12 protein-coding genes and 2 pseudogenes are annotated in these 16,793 nt (G+C 68.3%); 9 read left to right on the top strand and 5 right to left on the bottom strand.

Annotated features, from left to right (window positions below; translation table 11 throughout):
* Positions 1-133: 133 nt before the first annotated feature.
* Entirely contained in the window at positions 134-1,144 is a 1,011-nt protein-coding gene (locus tag OG994_RS03965) for an aldo/keto reductase (protein ID WP_328852209.1), read from the bottom strand.
* Between the two features lie 322 nt (positions 1,145-1,466).
* On the opposite strand from OG994_RS03965, the gene OG994_RS03970 reads away from it, so the two are divergent.
* Positions 1,467-3,017 carry an FAD-binding oxidoreductase gene (locus OG994_RS03970; protein WP_328852210.1) on the top strand — a complete coding sequence of 517 codons (1,551 nt, stop codon included), beginning with the start codon at positions 1,467-1,469 and terminating at the stop codon, positions 3,015-3,017.
* Between the two features lie 218 nt (positions 3,018-3,235).
* Here OG994_RS03970 and OG994_RS03975 read toward each other — a convergent pair whose 3' ends face one another.
* From OG994_RS03975 to OG994_RS03985, 3 genes are all read right to left on the bottom strand, one after another.
* Entirely contained in the window at positions 3,236-4,408 is a 1,173-nt protein-coding gene (locus OG994_RS03975) for a low temperature requirement protein A (RefSeq protein ID WP_328852211.1), read from the bottom strand.
* A 457-nt stretch (positions 4,409-4,865) separates the two neighbouring features.
* Positions 4,866-5,210 carry a ThuA domain-containing protein gene (locus tag OG994_RS03980; RefSeq protein ID WP_328853658.1) on the bottom strand — a complete coding sequence of 115 codons (345 nt, stop codon included), beginning with the start codon at positions 5,208-5,210 and terminating at the stop codon, positions 4,866-4,868.
* Between the two features lie 46 nt (positions 5,211-5,256).
* On the bottom strand, positions 5,257-6,921 hold the full coding sequence (locus OG994_RS03985) for a recombinase family protein (protein WP_328852212.1): 1,665 nt from the start codon (positions 6,919-6,921) through the stop codon (positions 5,257-5,259).
* A 322-nt stretch (positions 6,922-7,243) separates the two neighbouring features.
* Here OG994_RS03985 and OG994_RS03990 point away from each other — a divergent pair, with 322 nt between their 5' ends.
* From OG994_RS03990 to OG994_RS04010, 5 genes are all read left to right on the top strand, one after another.
* Entirely contained in the window at positions 7,244-7,609 is a 366-nt protein-coding gene (locus OG994_RS03990; RefSeq protein ID WP_328852213.1) for an ADP-ribosylation/crystallin J1, read from the top strand.
* Positions 7,610-7,615: 6 nt separating this feature from the next.
* Positions 7,616-8,107, top strand: a complete 492-nt coding sequence (locus OG994_RS03995) for a hypothetical protein (RefSeq protein WP_328852214.1) — start codon at positions 7,616-7,618, stop codon at positions 8,105-8,107.
* A 22-nt stretch (positions 8,108-8,129) separates the two neighbouring features.
* Complete coding sequence (locus OG994_RS04000) at positions 8,130-8,705, top strand: hypothetical protein (protein ID WP_328852215.1); 576 nt, start codon at positions 8,130-8,132, stop codon at positions 8,703-8,705.
* A gap of 134 nt (positions 8,706-8,839) precedes the next feature.
* Positions 8,840-10,510 (top strand): HEAT repeat domain-containing protein, encoded by a 1,671-nt coding sequence (locus OG994_RS04005; protein ID WP_407942594.1) that lies wholly within the window; start codon positions 8,840-8,842, stop codon positions 10,508-10,510.
* 49 nt (positions 10,511-10,559) lie between these two features.
* Positions 10,560-11,648: a hypothetical protein gene (locus OG994_RS04010; RefSeq protein ID WP_328852217.1), complete on the top strand. Its 1,089-nt coding sequence runs from the start codon at positions 10,560-10,562 to the stop codon at positions 11,646-11,648.
* A 101-nt stretch (positions 11,649-11,749) separates the two neighbouring features.
* On the opposite strand, the gene OG994_RS04015 is transcribed toward OG994_RS04010, so the two are convergent.
* Positions 11,750-12,964, bottom strand: coding sequence for a HEAT repeat domain-containing protein (locus tag OG994_RS04015; RefSeq protein WP_328852218.1), 1,215 nt, complete (start codon positions 12,962-12,964; stop codon positions 11,750-11,752).
* A 707-nt stretch (positions 12,965-13,671) separates the two neighbouring features.
* Between OG994_RS04015 and OG994_RS04020 the strand changes: the two are divergent.
* The 3 genes and pseudogenes from OG994_RS04020 to OG994_RS04030 all read left to right on the top strand — a co-directional run.
* A pseudogene (locus OG994_RS04020) lies at positions 13,672-14,256 on the top strand (transposase); the annotation flags it as partial.
* Positions 14,257-14,405: 149 nt separating this feature from the next.
* Entirely contained in the window at positions 14,406-15,899 is a 1,494-nt protein-coding gene (locus OG994_RS04025) for an ISL3 family transposase (RefSeq protein WP_328853659.1), read from the top strand.
* Between the two features lie 26 nt (positions 15,900-15,925).
* Positions 15,926-16,636 (top strand): annotated as a pseudogene (locus OG994_RS04030) (IS256 family transposase); the annotation flags it as partial.
* Positions 16,637-16,793 lie beyond the last annotated feature (157 nt).

Genomic DNA, 16,793 nt, shown 5'->3' on the forward strand with positions numbered 1-16,793 from the left:
GTCGGCCGCGCCGACGAAAGGTGGCTGTACTACACCCACCCAGGTGTGGGCACGGTCTCCCCCGGGACTCCCCGACGGGGAAGCGCAGGTGGTCGCCGGCGGCAGAAGACCACGCCGGCGACCACCACCTGCCCTACTTCTCGCTGTCGAGCGAGGCCAGTTGCGGGGCCGCGTACCGCGCGCCGGCGGCTGACCCGGCCGGGATGGCTTGCTCGATCTCGTCGAGGGTCTCGCGGTCGAGCGTGAGGTCGGCCGCGGCCAGGGATTCGCTGAGGCGGTCGCGGCGGCGCGCGCCGACCAGCGCAACGATGTCCTCGCCCTGCGCGGCCACCCAGGCGATCGCCACCTGGCTGGTGGTCGCGCCGTGCCGTTCGGCGACGCGGCTGAGGGCGTCGACGAGGCCCAGGTTCGCCTCCAGGTTGTCGCCCTGGAAACGGGGGCTGTTCGCTCGGAAGTCGTTGCCGGTCAGCTGCCGGTCGGGACGCCAATGCCCGCTGAGCAGACCACGTGACAGCACGCCGTAGGCGGTCAGACCGATGCCCAGCTCACGCAGCGCGGGGATGATCGACGCTTCCGGCCCACGCGACAGCAGCGAGTACTCGATCTGCAGGTCGCTGATCGGCGCCACCGCGGCAGCCCGGCGGATCGTCTCAGCGCTGACCTCGGAGAGCCCGATGTGGCGGATGAACCCCGCCTGCTGCATTTCCAGCAGTGCTCCGACGGTGTCCTCGACCGGTATCTCCGGATTCAACCGGGATGGGCGGTAAATGTCAATGTAGTCGGTGCCGAGTCGGCGCAGGGAGTAGGCGAGCCGGTCCTTGACCGCGGCGGGCGAGACGTCGTACGGGACCGGCTGGAAGCCGCCGTCCGGCGTCCGACGGGAGCCGAACTTGACGCTGAGCACCACCTCCTCGCGCCGGCGTTCGCGCAGGGTCCGCCCGATTAGCATCTCGTTGTGCCCCGAGCCATAGAAGTCGCCGGTGTCGATCAGGTTGATCCCGGCGTCGACAGCGGCGTGCAGGGTGGCGACGCTTTCTTCCTCGTCCGCCGGCCCGTACAGGTCGGACATCCCCATCGCGCCGAGACCGATGACCGACACCTCTGGACCGGTCGTGCCCAAGGTGCGTCTTCTGATGGTCGCCATGCCGTTCTCCTTATGAACTCTCTGCGGTGATCCGGCTGTCCGCCCGCTCGTCCGGGTCCTGCTCTCGATGCGAGGACGGTATGCCCGGCCTGCGCCCGGAGAATCACTCGCACGCCTACCAGGGGCACCTCCGGCGCCGCAGCCGAACGAGCTGACAGCGTCCATGTTTCTGCCGAAGCTGGGGCAGCTCAATAGAGCCAGCCCTACGATGCTGCGCGGCCACCTCGGTGTCGGCCCTGGGGCTTACCCGATGACGGTTCTCCGTCAGGGATGGCGACCTGACGGCGACTGGGCCGCCCAGCGCGGAGGGCGAGCAGCCGGCTTGTGGCTGGACCGCGGTCTCGATCCAAACGTGGGGTTAACCCCACGCTCGATCTTGGAGGCACCGCAATGGCCTCCCAGCACCCAGGCGGTCAGGCTCGGAGGAGTCCAGCGCCCGTACGAAGAAGAGTGGACGATGACTTCAGCCGAGATTCCCCCCGCAGCCGTGCCATCCCTCGAGACGGACGCCACCGAGCTGGCCGCTCGCGTCACCGGATCAGTACTCCTGCCGAACAATCCCGGCTACGCGGCGGAGTGCGCCGCCTTCAACCTGCTGGCACCCGTGCAACCCGCGCTCGTGGTGGGGGCGGCCGGCGTCGCCGACGTGCAGGCCGCAGTGCAGTTCGCCGCCGATCGGGGCCTGCCTGTCGCAGTGTTGACCACTGGGCACCAGGTGGCCCGTCCGGCCGACGGCGCTGTTCTGATCACCCTGTCCCGGATGGCGAGGGTGACGATCGACGCCGATGCCGCCACCGCCCGCGTGGAGGGCGGCGTGCAGTGGCAGGAGGTCCTCGACAAGGCGCTGAAGTTCGGGCTCGCGCCGGCGAGCGGATCGTCGTCCACCGTCGGCGTGATCGGCTACCACCTAGGCGGCGGGCAGAGCCCAGTTCTGGGCCGTGCCTACGGATTCGCCGCAGACCACGTGCTGGCCGCAGAGCTGGTCACCGCCGACGGCCAGTCGCGGCGAGTCACCCAGGACACCGACTCCGAGCTGTTCTGGGCCCTGCGCGGAGGCAAGGGCAACTTCGGGGTGGTCACCGCGCTGGAGTTCCGCCTGTTCCCCGTCGCCCGCTTCTACGGCGGTGGTCTCTTCTTCCCGGGTGAGGCGGCAGCGTCGGTGCTGCACGAGTGGCGTCGCTGGGCACCGACCCTGCCCGAGGAAGCCACCACGTCGCTGTCATTCCTCCGGCTGCCACCGATGCCGGAGCTCCCCCCGCCGTTGCAGGGCACGTTCGTCATCCACCTTCGCTTCTCCTCGTTAGGCGACGCCGAAGACGCCGAGCGGCTTCTCGCGCCGATGCGGGCCGTCGCGCCGACCGTGCTCGACACCATCGCCGAGCTCCCCTACGCCGCCGTGGCCGCCGTGCACATGGACCCGGTGACGCCGGTGCCGTGGGTGGACCGGTCCACCGCGCTGCGCGACTTCCCCGCCGAGGCCGCCGACGCGCTGCTGCGACTGGTCGGTCCGGACTCGGGCACCCAGCTGACCGTGGTGGAAATTCGGTCCTTTGGGGGAGCGCTTGCCCGCCCGCCGGCGGTCCCCAACGCGGTGGCCGGACGTGATGTTCCGTGGGCGGTCCTGGGGTTCGGGGTCGGTGGTCCCGACCAGCAAGCCCGAAACATCGAGCAACTCGCGCAGGTCATGACGGCACTCGCCCCGTGGGCGCACGACGAGGCCATGACGAACTTCCTGACCGCAGGCGAGGGAACCACACCGCAGCAGATGCGCAGCATCTACGGCAGTGACCGGTACGACCGGCTCGTCGCCGTCAAGCGCCGATATGACCCGTCGAACATGTTCCAGGTCAACCACAACATCAACCCGGCCTGAGCAGAAGTCAGCGACCTCGCCCCAGTTCCCCTCGCGAGACTGGAGGCGGGCAGCACGGAGCCACTCGACCAGGCGAGGTAGCCGGTGACGACCTCGCGGTGCCGTCGCGACCTAGGTCGCGACGGCACCGGTCGTCGGTCTCGTCGACAGGCTGGACGACTGCCGGTTGAACCGCCGCACGGTGGCGATGAGCATGACGTCCATGTACCTGGCCGTAGTCAGGCAGGTGAGTCACGGCTGGGTCGGGGGCGGTAGGAGAAGATGCCGGCGTGGTCCAGGACGACCACCACGAGTACCACCGCGGTGGAGACGGCGCTGACCGCCAGCAATGGCAGCCGTAGGATAGCCGCCGCACCAGCCAGCAGGAACAGGGCGATCACCCGTGGCCAAGACAGCCGCCGATGGATCGCCAGTGAGAAGAGGATCCGCCCGATGAGGAACAGCGCGGGTCCGCCGAGGATGACGAGGGCTGCCCGCTTGTCGTTGGTGTCGGTGGGGTGGGCGATGCTCAGTTCGGCGCCGGCGGCGGTGACCACCAGCCCGGCGATCATCACCAGGTGCACGTATCCAATGACGACGCCGAGCAGGGGCGTTTCGTTGCGCTCGACGGCGGGTCCCAAACGCGGGCCGGCGGGCGTCACATAGAGCAGACCGATCAGCACGGCGGTGGCAAAGACCAGCAAGAAGGCGGCGGTCTCCAAGAGGCTGAGACTGCTGCCGGTGTACGTGAGGCCGGCGGCCAGGACCAGTTCGCCGAGCGCGATGATCATGATCTGCTGGTAACGCTCGGCGAGGTGCTCGCCGGCGAAACGCAGTTCCTTGCGCTCGGTCCGGCCCAGTCCAGGGGTGGGCCAGCCGAGGCGGGGGCCGGTGAGGTCGATGGCGAGGGCAAGCAGCCAGAGCGGCACCCGCCACTGCGGCAGAAATCCTCCGGCCAGCCACGGCACGGCAGAGACGCTGTACCAGCTGAAGGTCCTCAGCGAGCGGCGTTGCCGCGGATGACCTTGCAGTGTGAAGGCGGTGACCAGGCCCCGAGTGAGGTGGACCGCGACGTAGGCGCCGGCGAAGAGCATGCCCCGCCCATCCAGCGCCTGGGTGATCGCCGCCCCGGCCAGCAAGCTCCCCAGCGTGGCGGCGATCAACACCGCCCGGACGGCGGGGGTGTCCGGGTCGAACCAGTCGGACAACACGGTGGTGGGCACCCAGATCCACAAGACAGCCGTCAGCAGCAACACGGTGCGTAGCGCGCCCACCAGCGTGAGATCGTGCAGCAGATGCTGGGCCAACTGACTGAGGGCGAGCACGAACGCCAGGTCGAAGAAGAGCTCCAGGAACGAGGCGTTGAGCGGCATGCTCCTTTCACGCAGCAGCCGCTCGGGCCAACTCACCATCCGCGCTCCTCCCGGGGCACACGCGCCCCCGTCTTCGTACCACCTGGAAAGGACTGCTGGAGACAAAACCAGGTCAGCGGCAGACGCCGACACCCACGTACGCGGGTGAATTTGCAGGGCTCCGGCTCGCCGACCGGCCGCTAGCGAATGGTGGCGATCAGGGCGGGCTCCACCAGGTCAGACCCGGTCATCAAGTGCGACGTTTCGGCAGGCGTGCGGGATCCAGGGGCCGCTCGCGTAGCAGATGGCGGAATCCGATTCCCGGTCGTCAGCTCGTCCCGACGATCGCCTGTCGCCGAACTGGGGTAGCGCGGCGATAGTGACGTGGTGCCTACCGGCAGAACGGGCTTCTTCCCATGGCGGACTCGATGCCGCCGAGAACGTGCGTCAGGAAGTACTGGTCACCGTCCATCGGCGCGTCGGTCCAGGCCTCAACGGCATGTTCGAGTGTGGTGACTCAGGAGCGACCGCCGTCGTAGTACTGGCACCAGGACACCGGATGGTTGCGGCCGTGGCCGGGGTGGCCGCTGCCGCCGGTCGCACCGTCGGGAAGAGTGGACTCGTCGACTTTGGCGAGGATCCGCACCTTGCTGGGGAACGGCACGAGGTTGTACCACTCGTCAGCGAACTGCCACCGGGACGGCAGACCGGAGGTGGAGACGTCGCGGCGACTGACCGTCTCGACGACACCCGGCTGGTTGCGCCCGTGGTCGTAGTAGTTGGCGCCACCGAGCAGACCCTCGTACCACTCCCAGTTGTACTCAGTGCCGAACGCGAAGGTCTTGTGGCGACGCGAATAGATTACAGTTCATCGAGCCAGTAGTGCGGTTCGACTCCTTGTGGAGAGTTCACAGCACTGCCAAGGCCGCCCTACAAATGAGCTGGGGCGGGATGCTTTGTCTCAGTCCCGTGAGCTGGTAAGTTGAATGCATGAACACCCACGCTAAGCGTGGATGCTCTAAATATGTGTTCAGCTCCTCGGACACGTTATTTCCACACGAAGCGTGATGGTTCTTCGTGTTTTGCGTGATCCCCGTCCCGTTGGGCGGGGATTTTTGCTGTGGCGGTGAGGATGCTTCCCTGCGGTTGAGCGGGTGGATCGCGGTCTCGGATTCGATGGTCCAGGCGCGGTGGTCACACACGATGATCATGTTGTTGGTGCGCAGGCAGGCGGTGATCTTCTCCGGGTCGGGGCTGCGCAGCGCGGGATGGTGACGGTGTAGTTCGCGGTCGTGTCGGATGCGGTCGAGCAGGTGGTCTTCGCGGAGGTAGAGGATCTTCGGTTGGGCAGACGTCTTGGTGCGGGTGCTGGTGTGGCCGTGGCGGCAGCGGTAGCCGGGACGGCCGTGGACCCAGTGGGAGTCCATGATGCGGCCGCAGACACCGCAGCACACGAGGCCGGCCAGGAGGTAGTGGCGAGGAGTGCCATCGGTTGGCGTCGGCGCGGTATGGATCGCCTGAGCCGCGACGAACTGCTCCTCGGTGACCAGCGGCGGGTGAGCGATCTGGCGGGAGATGACCCAGTGCGGGGCGGCGTTCCAGCGCTGGACCTCGCGGTGCCGCGCGACGGTCCCGTCGGGGGTGAGGTCGTCGTGGTCGGTGCGTTGCCGGTTCCAGACCTGGCGGCCGGTGTAGCGGGGGTTGGCCAGGATCGCCGCGACGGTGGTCAGCATCCACTGTTGGCCGCTGCGGTGCCGGTTGCGTACCGGGTCGGCGCCGGACGGACACAGAACACCGGCGTCGTTGAGGGCGCGGGCGATACTGGCCACGCTGTAGCCAGCAAGCCGCTGCTCGAAGATCCACCTCACCCAGGGTGCGGTGACCGGGTCGGGTTCCAGGCGGTGCAGACGGCGACCCCAGGCTGCGTGGGCCCGGTTGGGGTGAGGCCCGGCGTCGACCAGCCGGTAGCCGTAGGGCGGGCGGCCGCCGAGGTGTCGACCCTGCAGTTCGGCTTGGGCACGCATGGCCGCGGTCGTGCGATGTCGGGCCCGGGACACCTCCCGCTGGGAGTGCACGCCCAGCAGGTCCAGCAGCGCCAGCTGTCGGGTGCTGTCGAAGTCCACCGGCCCGTAGGTCTCCGGCAACCACAACTGGACCTCGTGCCTGAGCAAGGTGGGGGTCAGCTGTTCGAGTTGCTGGCCGTGGAAGGCGCGTTCGTACTCGCCCACGACGATCGCGTCGAACCCGCGCGCCGGGTCCGCCACGGCGGCGAGCAGCCGTGCCGCCTGCGGCCGGTCCGGCCAGGCCACCCTGCGGGAGACACCCTCGTCGAAGAACTCGGCCACGATCCGCCCCTGGCCGGCGACCAGATCTTCTGCGTAGTTGCGCTGCCACCGACACGACGACGCCCGATCCTGAAAGTCGACGGTGGACATCCGGCCATAGAAGGCGAAGCGGATGCCGGGTGGAGGTGATGTTGTCGGGCGCCGCGCCCGCTGGCGGCCTCGCTGGTTCGGCTGCCGTATCCACCAGCCGAGCAGGTCGGGGCCGTCCAATTCCGGCGCGTACTGCATCAGGACCCTCCCCACACACGGCGTTGCATCCGCCCATGCCGATATAGATGAATAACGATGCTGCGGCTCGTGGGGCTCGGCCACTCGCAACATCTGTTGGCTCAACCGTGTGGGGGTGGGCCCGGCTGGTCACCTGATCTGCGGCTGTGCGGTGACCGCCTCGGCGAGTTTCGGTGCGCCACCGGCAGTGCCTGACCGGCGGCAGCACGGAAGGCGTCCGGCAGTTTGGCTTCGACTGGTCGGTACGACGGTGAAGTCGGAAACGGCTGGTTTACGTCGTGGGCCAGCCGGTACTCTGCGCCGGCCAGGAAGGAGTGCGGCGGTGGCCGGGACGATGACCCTGTGGCGGCCGACCGGCCCCGAGGAGCTCGACCTCGTGCGCGCTTCCGGCTGGAAGGCGTGGCCGCCGCGGCTGCCCGACCAGCCGATCTTCTATCCGGTCCTCAACGAGCAGTACGCGATCATGATCGCCCGGGACTGGAACGTTCCCGCCTCCGGCGTCGGTTACGTCACCCGGTTCGAGGTCGACCGCGTGTTCGCCTCCCGTTACCCGGTCCGGCAGGTCGGCGGCCGCGACATCGTTGAGCTGTGGGTGCCCGCTGAGGAGCTCGACGAGTTCAACCAGCACATCGTCGGGCTGATCGAGGTCGTCCACGAGTTCCAGCCCGAGGGTGGGCCGACGGGGTGACCGGCGTTGGACGCGTCTGAGCGGCTCGCGAGGGTTCAGCATCTCCTGGCCGGACTACCAGGACCCTACGGCAACGCGCACCTGTGGACCTTGATCGGGTTCGCCGGCGGCGAGGATCTCTTCACGGGCGTGTTCGCGTTCCTGGCCGACTGTGGTGTCATCGACTCGGCCAGATCGTTCGGTGGTCCGCCGCAGGCGCCTCAGGATGCTGAGGAGCTGGCGGTGTGCCTGGCTCAGGTGGATCAGGACGGGGCGCTCGCCGTCCTGGTGGGTATGGTCTCGCGCACGCTGGCCTATGGCGTGCGGGGCCGCTACCCGGTCGACAAGGCCCAGGACGTGTTCGAGAAGCTGATCACGTTGCTCGGGTATGGGACCCGCTGGTGGACGAACACCGATCTGGGCTCGTGGAACCCGGCCACCACGCACGCCATGGACGCCCTTGTCGCCGGCACCGGCGGCGGGATTCTCGTAGCCGTGCTGGCTGTAGACGAAGACTGACTCGACGAGACGAGAAGCCGGGGTGCGTGAGTATCAGCAGCAGCTACGTGACCGGTTCCTCGGTGCCCCGGTCATGCCTGCACCTGCTCCGTGGCTTGCGCTGCCCACGCCACACACGTCCATACCTGTGGGCGGGCTGCTGGGCGTCGGCTTCGCAGCAGATCCGGCGAGCGGCGAAGACATCCTCATGGTCGTCTCACACGAGGGACGAGGTCTGTTCGACCCGTCCACGGGCGCGAAGATCGCCCGCGACCGGAATCCTGATCTGGACCTCTGCCTCCCGAGGGGTACGGGTCTGGCATGTCCAGGTTTCGGTCCGCTGGCAGGCACGCGCATCCGGATCGCCGGGCTGTTCGGCGGCGGACTCCACACCACCACCGAGGACGGCTGCACCGTCGATGTTGTCGCACCGGACTGGCCCAACGAACGCGTCGTGCTGTCTATCAACGGCGACATCTATCGCGGCACGGCCGGTACGCACTGGTGGCATATCTTCCATTCCGACTACTCGGAGCTTCGCGCCGCCGGCTTCTCAGCCTCCGGACGCACGCTCGTGGTTGCCGCCAGCAGCGATATCACGATCTGGCACCGCAGTTGATCGAGTAGGGGGCGGCGGCGACGGGGGCATGCCGCGAGTTGACCGACGACGAAGCTGCGACCAATGTCGGTTACCGAACCCAGCCATCTACGCCTCGCCAATGATCAGGCCCGCTTGTCGTGGAGCGGGCTTTGGTGCACGCGCTCTGGTTCAGGGCTGTGCTGCCGGGTGGGTCGCTGCGGGAAAACGGGTTCGGGCGGATTTGTTGGCTCGGGCAGGATGGCGGGGTGATCTGGGGGAAACGGGTTCAACGGCCGGTACTGGGGGAGGGCGGGCCGCTCGGCGCGGTGCGGCGCGCGGTTGACGGTGCTGCCGTAGCCGGGTGGGAGGCGTTGAACGATCTGGTTGAGGTGTTGCTTGAGGTCGACGCTGCTGGTGATGAGGAGGCGGCGCGGTCGGCATTGGCGATGGTGACCGGTGCTGCCGGGTTAGTGACGCGGCTTGACGCCCATGCGCGTCAGGGACCGTGGTACGGCCCGTACCAGGAGGCTGCGGTGCGGCGGGTCAGGGCGCGCTTTTCGGGCGCGACGTCGGGACCGGTCGCGACGGCATTGGCCAGCATGGACGGTGACGGCCGGCTCCGGGAGCGTGCGGTCGCGGCGATGGTCGCCCGGCCGTGGCCGGAGGTGATGCCGTTCCTGGTGTTGCGTACCGCTGACTGGGTCAAGCCGGTGCGGGATCGGGCACGTGCCGGCCTGGCGTTGCTGCTCGCTGACGATCCCGGTGCTCATCTGCCAGTCGTGCTGCCGATGGTGCTGCGTCTCGATGCCCGGGTGCGGGGTGGTTTCGCCGTCACCCAGGTACGGGCGGCGTTGCTCTCGTCGTCGCCCGAGGTGTGGCGCGGGCTGTTCGGCTCGGGTGGCTGCCGGCAGCGGCGGTTCGTGTTTGACATCGCCGTGTCGCAGGGATGGCTGCGTCTGGCCGATTATGTGACCAGCGCCGAGACTGACCCGGATGTGGGGGTTCGGGCTCGGGCGGCGGAGGTGGCCTGCCGTGAGGCGGTCTGGACCCGCCGGCTCGATGTCCTGCGCCGCTTGGCCGGGTCGAGGCGGCCCGAGGTGCGGGTGGTGGCGTTGACGGGGCTGGTCCGGGTCGGCCACGACCCTGACGTTGCCGCGCATCTGGACGATGAGGCGCCGTTGGTGCGGGCGGTCGCCCGGGACGCGGCCCGCCGCCTCGGCATTGATGCGCGGGAGCACTACTGGACCGCGGTCAGTGCCGCGCAGCCGCTTCTGGGGGCGATCGCCGGACTCGCCGAGACCGGCTCGGCCGCGGATGCTCCGCTGCTGCGGCCGCTGCTGAGCCACCCGCTGGCCAAGGTCCGTGCCCAAGCGGTCAGGGGTCTGCGCATGCTGGGTGCTGTCGTCGTCGGGGACCTGGTTCCGCTGTTGCGGGATCCGTCGCCGGCGGTGGTCCGGGAGGCGACCGCCGCGCTGCGGCCGTTACTCGGTGCCGTGCCGCCGGGCTTACCGTGGGAGCTGCTCGCGGATGGCCGGGTGGAGTTACGTCGGGCCGGCTACCGGCTGCTGCGCGGCAACGGTGTCGACGTCGAGTTGCGCGCCGCCCTTCTGCTGACCCTCGACCCGGATCCTCGCCTGGCCGGACGTGGCAAAGCCGACGTAACCCGCCTCGCCCGAGACGCCGAACGAACGACTTGGCGCCGCAGCCCGCGGCCGCAGCTGACGGTCACCGCGACGCAGCACACCGAACTGGTCGAGTTGGCGGCCCGAGCGACGACGGCGCTCGGCGAGGACAACAGCCAGAAGCTCGCCACCTGGCTGGCGCGTACCCGCCCCGGCGGATGATTGCTCTCGTCTCTTAAGGGATTGGATTTGGGGCTCCTATACTCGCCCGATGATCGAGGGATGGTCGGTTGTCCCGGAGCGGGTGGCGGTGGATGCTGCCGGCCCGAACGCCGAGGTTGTGCATGGTGATGGGGTGACTTTCGCGTATGGGGCTGATGCTCTGGTTGTGATCGTCGATGCTGGAGACCGACCCCATGGCAACGCTGTCGACAACGCGAACACCCTGATGCTGCGGGAGCCTTTGCCCAGCGAGGCGACTGAGTGGATAAGTTCGAAGAACAAGTCCAACCAGCCGCTTTTCGGCTTTGTCAAGATGGCCGATGGTTGCCTGGCTCTCGGTGAGCTCTACCAGGCCGTCAGCACCTACCGCGGGATGGACCCGTACACCGGGGAAGAGGGGTCCCTCACGTCCGCCAAGCTGACCTGGCGTGAGCGGCTTCCCCCCGAACTGCTGGACACGGTGCGGCCGACGCCGGCGCTGCCGCTACCCGGTATCGGCTGGCTGGACGATGTGCCGCAGGACCTGACCCGGGCGCTGCGGTCCTTCCTGACTGCTTGGTACGCCGATGTGCCGGTGGCACCGGGCGCGCCCCACCGTGCGGCTATGAAGCTTCCGACCCCGTTGCTGGCTTTCCACGACATCGCCGCTGGGCGCGAGGAGATCCTCGGCCGGCAGGACTTCATCGAGCCGCTCGACGAGGTCGAGTACCTCGACGACGAGCCGTTGGTGGTCCTCGCGACCGAGAATCAGGGCGTCTGGGTGGCGTTGATCGACCCCACCGACGATGATCCGGTCGTTTGGTACGACGGCGGCCCGGAGCGGCTGCGCGAGCGGGAACGCCTCAGCGGCTTCCTGCTCCAGTTCGCCCTCAACGAAGCGGTGAGCACCTCACCGTTCACCGGCTTCGCCACGGTCACCCCGGAGTCGCTGGATCGGTTCGTCGAGGATCTGGTTCCCGTTCCGCTGCAGCCGATGCGGGTACCCGGCGATCCGACGCGCCATTGGGTGGCTCCCGGACTGGTCGTCATGGCCGCCGATTATGGCGAGAGTGGTATCTGGCTGAGCGTCGGCAGCCGGCAACGCTCAGCCCTGCGGCCCCTACGCTCTCGCCTCGACTGGGAACGCTTCAACGGCTAGCCAACATCTGCTGGGCCATTTTCATCCTGCGCGGCCGGCGTCCTGTGCAGCTTGCAGGACAAGGATGGCCTGCACGATCGTGACGTCGGCGGCGTGGGCTGTTACCCGTCCAAGCCGGCGTAAGCGCGTAGCGCCTCCTGAGTTGTCGGCAGGCCGTGTTGGCGGAGCGGGCCTTGAGGCCCCGAAGAGCCGAACACATGCGGGTTATCGATGAGCCAGGCGACCGCCGCCCGCTGCGCCGCCGTCAGCTCCTCGAAGCCGCGGCCATGATCCGACTCCATGCGCGGAAACGCGTACCCCAGCACCACGTTGAAATGGTTGTGCCAGTTCGACGTGGGTTGCTCGGCGAGCACCGCCGCAACGACGTCCGACCGCACCTGCGCGGCCACCGGCGCGGCGAAGGCGTCGAGCACGTCGAGTGCCACGTAGCTGGGGCTCGCTTCCCAGATTGTCTGCCCGGTGTCCTGTTGGCGAATGGCCGCCGCCCATCCGCGTAGCTCGGCTACAGCCGCCTCCGGCACCTCTTCACCGGCCAGCTGCGCCCACGCCACAGCAGCCGCCCATCTCAAGTCGGGATCTGTACCTGCAAGGTTCCTGTCGAGCAGGTCCGCCACGGGCTGCGTCAACGCACCGCCGACCAGTCCTAACGCGATCAGCGCCGCTCCCACTATCTGCGCCGGGCGCTGGTCGTCGGAGGCGATTTCGAGCAGGCGGGGGCGGATCGACGTCATCTCCTCCGAAAACCAGGCCAAGGCGTGGATCGCCTCCCCGACCACCTCGGCGTCTGGGTCAGCTAGGCATGTCAACAGCAGCGGGACACCGGCCCGGACGGCATCGTACGCGGCAAGCGCGTGCCGGGTCTCGAACAGTCGCCGCTCGGGCTTGGTGAGCGGAAGCGGTTGCCTCTGCCCTGTGCTAACGACGTCGTACCAGTCCTTCATCGCTTGCGACCAGCGGCGCCAGGTCTCCTCGGGGACTTGGGCCACCTTGTTGCGGATGTCGGCGATGGGGAAGCCGCCGGCGGGTATGTCGTAAGGCGGGTAACCGACAGCGAGGCAGGAGAGCAGCTGAATGACTTCGTGCCGGGCTGGCGTGGCGGGGTCGGCCAGCAGCTCCAGCAGGAACGGGACCGCGTAGGCGCTGGCCTCGTAGCGGGTGCCCTGGTGGTAAATGTTGCCGTACAGCTCGTACATCGCCGCGCTACGGACCTCGGCGTCGGACGACCGCAGATCACGGATGAGGCCAGGCACGTCCTCGGCACTTCCGTACGCGTGCGTCAACGACGCCCAGTCGATGCTGTCCAGATCAAGTCGCACCCGCCGCATTCTCCACGAGGTGCGCCGTCATGGGGTACCCCTCGAAGATCGCTGCAGCCATCAGCCAAGTCGGGTTCCTCGAGACGGGGCCCGATCATTGGGCTGAGAGGTGCCGCGCGGAGCGCGTCGGCCACCGGTGGCTCCCGGCCGTCGGGAATGACGAGGCCCAAGACGTCGTCCTCCGGTTGTCACCGCCACGACCTCCTATCCCGAGCGGTGAACGGCTTGTCCGTCCGCTTGTTCCTGCCGCACTGCCTGCCCGTCCACATCCCCGCCCGGCGCCGATGCCAGCACTGCCCGCCCGGGTTGCCCTACCAGCGTCGGTCAACGCATCTGAACTTCTACTCGGGATGGCCCTCCCGTCCCGCTGCGGCCGAGTGACCGAACAGCACCTCCTGCATGCACTGCGCTGGCAGCCGGGACGCCGCCTCGGCATTCAGGTGTACAACGGGTTGCTCGTCATCGGTTCGGCCGACGACGGTCGGCACAGGGTGGGCAGCCGAGGCGCGCTGCCCCTACCGGCATCTGCGCGGCGAATGTGCGGGATCGAGCCCGGTCAGCCGGTGCTGCCCGCCGCTCTCGCCCCCTCTGACCTGCTCGTCATCCAATCTCAGCATGAAGACGGGATCGAGGTCGCAGAGGAAGGGACTGTAAGACGAACGGTGTAACTCCTGATCAAGGAGCAGCACCTGATGTCTGAAGGATCGATGGCCGCCGTGGATACTTCCGCGGTGGCGAAGAATGGGCCGGGACTACCGGCGGACGGTGTCGACGCAGGCCTGGTCGCGCAGTTGGTGGAGCAGGCCCGGGCGGCCGGGTTGCAGTTGACTGGTGATGGCGGTCTGCTGCAGCAGCTCACCAAGCGGGTCCTGGAGTCAGCGCTTGAGGGTGAGATCACCGACCATCTGGGCTATGACAAGGGCGACCCGGCGGGCAAGAACGGCGGGAACTCCCGCAATGGTGTGCGGGCCAAGACTGTGCTGACCGACGTCGGCCCGGTAGAGATCGACGTGCCACGGGATCGCGACGGGAGCTTCTCGCCGCAGATCGTGCGCAAGCGTCAGCGCCGGTTGTCCGGGGTGGACGACATGGTGATTTCCCTGTCCGCCAAGGGCTTGACCACCGGGGAGATCCAGGCCCACCTGGCCGAGGTCTACGGCGCCGACGTGTCGCGGCAGACCATCTCGACGATCACCGACAAGGTCATCGACGGGATGACCGAGTGGCAGAACCGTCCCCTCGATGCGGTCTACCCAGTGATCTTCCTCGACGCGGTGCACGTGAAGATCCGGGCTCTGTCGCCGATCTTGTGATGTGGACGGTCGTGGCAAGTCGACGCGCCACCCACTGATCATGTTCGGCGTGTTCGCTTGTGGAGCAGTTGCTGCCTCACCTGTCCGACCTGCTGATCGACGGCGTTGAACAGCGCCACGAGGCAGTTGTGATCTCCGCCCGGGTCCGATCAGCGACGGCGCAGTGCGGTAGCTGCCGGCAGTCATCGAGTCGCGTTCATGGCCGTTACCTGCGGCGATTGCGCGACCTCACGGTTGCCGGGGTGGCTGTGCTGCTTCAGGTGCGGGTGCGGCGGTTCCGCTGCGGCAACCGCGGTTGCCCGGCGGTGACCTTCGTCGAGCAGGTCGACGGCTTGACCGCTCCGCATGCCCGTCTCACCCAGGGGCTGCGGGAACTGCTCACCCGGATCGGGCTTGCGTTGGCCGGGCGTGCCGGCGCACGGCTGGCTGCCGCCGTCGGAGTGAACGTGGGCCGTGACACCCTGTTGCGGCTGGTGAAAGGCCTGCCGGACCCGGCAGGGACCGCGGTGACGGTCCTGGGTGTCGACGACTTCGCGTTCCGGCGCGGACGCCACTACGGCACCATCCTGGTCGACATGGCCACCCGCCGCCCAGTCGAGGTCTTCGACGGTCGTGACGGTGACAGCCTCGCCGGCTGGCTCGCGCAGCACCCAGAGGTGGAGATCATCTGCCGCGACCGTGCCGGTGGCTATGGCGAAGGCGCCCGGCAGGGCGCCCCGCACGCGGTGCAGGTCGCCGACCGGTTCCACCTCTGGCAGAACCTGGGCCAAGCGGTGGAGAAGACAGTCAACGCCCATCGCGCCCAGCTCGCCCGGCCAGGACCTCCGCCTCCCGAGGACACGCCGCCGCAGTTGGTGCGGCCGCTACCGGAGAAGAAGATCGTGACCCGGCTGCGTGAGCACTACACCGCCGTGCAGGAACTGGCAGCGCAGGGCATGTCCAAGGCGGCGATCGGCCGCAAGCTGGGGCTGCACCAGGCCACGGTGCGCAAGTTCGTCAACGCCCGCAGCCTCGCCGACCTGACCGCCGTCACCGAGCAACGCTCACACCTGGTCGACCCGTTCACCGGCTACCTGCACCAGCGCTGGAACGACGGCGAACGCAACGCCACCCAACTGTTCCGCGAGATCCAGCAACAGGGCTACCCCGGCGGGGAACTCGCCGTTCAGCGCTACCTGCGCCGCTTCCGCACCGGCCGCGGTCACGCCCCGCACCCCGGTCCGAAACCACCCACCGTCCGCCAGGTCACTTCGTGGATCATGACCCATCCCGACCACCTCGATCCTCGCGACGCCGCCAAGCTGCGCGACCTGCGCCACCGCGACCGTGACCTGAACCGGCTGGTCAAACACGTGCGCGCGTTCGCGGTGATGATGACCGGCCGCCACGGCAACCGCCTCGACGAATGGATCGTCGCCGTCGAACACGACACCCTCGCGCCGCTGGCCGCGTTCGCCCGCAACATGCGCCGCGACCTCGACGCCATCCGCAACGGCCTGACCCTGCCGCACAGCTCCGGCGCCGTCGAAGGCACCATCAACCGCCTGAAAATGATCAAACGACAGATGTTCGGCCGCGCCGGCCTCGACCTACTCCGCAAACGCGTCCTACTCGCGCACTGAGACTTCACAAGATCGGCGACAGAACCAAGATCCGCGATGGGAAGGTCGCCAACCGGCCCATCTACCTGGCCCTGGCCGTCACGGTCGAGGGCACCCGGGACATCCTGGGCCTGTGGGCCGGCGACGGCGGCGAAGGCGCCAAATTCTGGCTGCAGGTCCTCACCGAATTGAAGAACCGGGGCGTCGCCGACGCGTGCATGGTGGTCTGTGACGGGCTCAAAGGGCTGCCCGATGCCATCGGCGAGGTGTGGCCCGAAGCTGTCGTGCAAACCTGTGTGATCCATCTGCTGCGCGCCAGCTTCCGGTATGCCGGTCGGCAGCACTGGGATGCCATCGCCAAAGCCCTGCGCCCGGTCTACACCGCGCCCACCGAAGCCGCCGCCCGAGCTCGGTTCGCCGAGTTCGTCGAGGCCTGGGGCGACAGGTATCCGGCGATCGCCCGGTTGTGGGAGCAGGCGTGGGCGGAGTTCGTGCCGTTCCTGGCCTTCGACACCGAGATCCGCACCGTCGTCTGCAGCACGAATGCCATCGAGTCGGTCAACGCCCGCATCCGCCGGGCCGTGCGAGCCCGCGGTCACTTCCCCAACGAGGCCGCGGCGCTCAAGTGCGTCTACCTGGCGATCATGAGCCTCGACCCGACCGGGCAGGGCCGCCGGCGCTGGACCATGCGCTGGAAACCAGCCCTCAACGCCTTCGACATCGCCTTCGGAGGACGCCTGTCCGCAGGCCGAAAGTAGTCGTCAACAACCCGAGTTACACCGTTCGTTTGACAGACCCCAGAGGAACGCGAACGCCTCGCGCTCTTCGTCGTCATGGCTGAACAGGCGGCCGTGGGCGTCCGACGGTGATCTCGAGTGTCAGCCGCGGATGGCAGAATCCGCTCACTGCCCGGCG

Origin of the sequence: Micromonospora globbae, assembly GCF_036184225.1 — a bacterium.
Lineage (GTDB): Bacteria > Actinomycetota > Actinomycetes > Mycobacteriales > Micromonosporaceae > Micromonospora > Micromonospora globbae.

Excerpts from the sequence above, each read along its gene's own strand:
- OG994_RS03985 (WP_328852212.1), bottom strand. The coding sequence starts at position 6,921 with ATGCAGTACGCGCCGGAATTGGACGGCCCCGACCTGCTCGGCTGGTGG.
- OG994_RS04010 (WP_328852217.1), top strand. The coding sequence starts at position 10,560 with ATGATCGAGGGATGGTCGGTTGTCCCGGAGCGGGTGGCGGTGGATGCT.
- OG994_RS03965 (WP_328852209.1), bottom strand. The coding sequence starts at position 1,144 with ATGGCGACCATCAGAAGACGCACCTTGGGCACGACCGGTCCAGAGGTG.
- OG994_RS03975 (WP_328852211.1), bottom strand. The coding sequence starts at position 4,408 with ATGGTGAGTTGGCCCGAGCGGCTGCTGCGTGAAAGGAGCATGCCGCTC.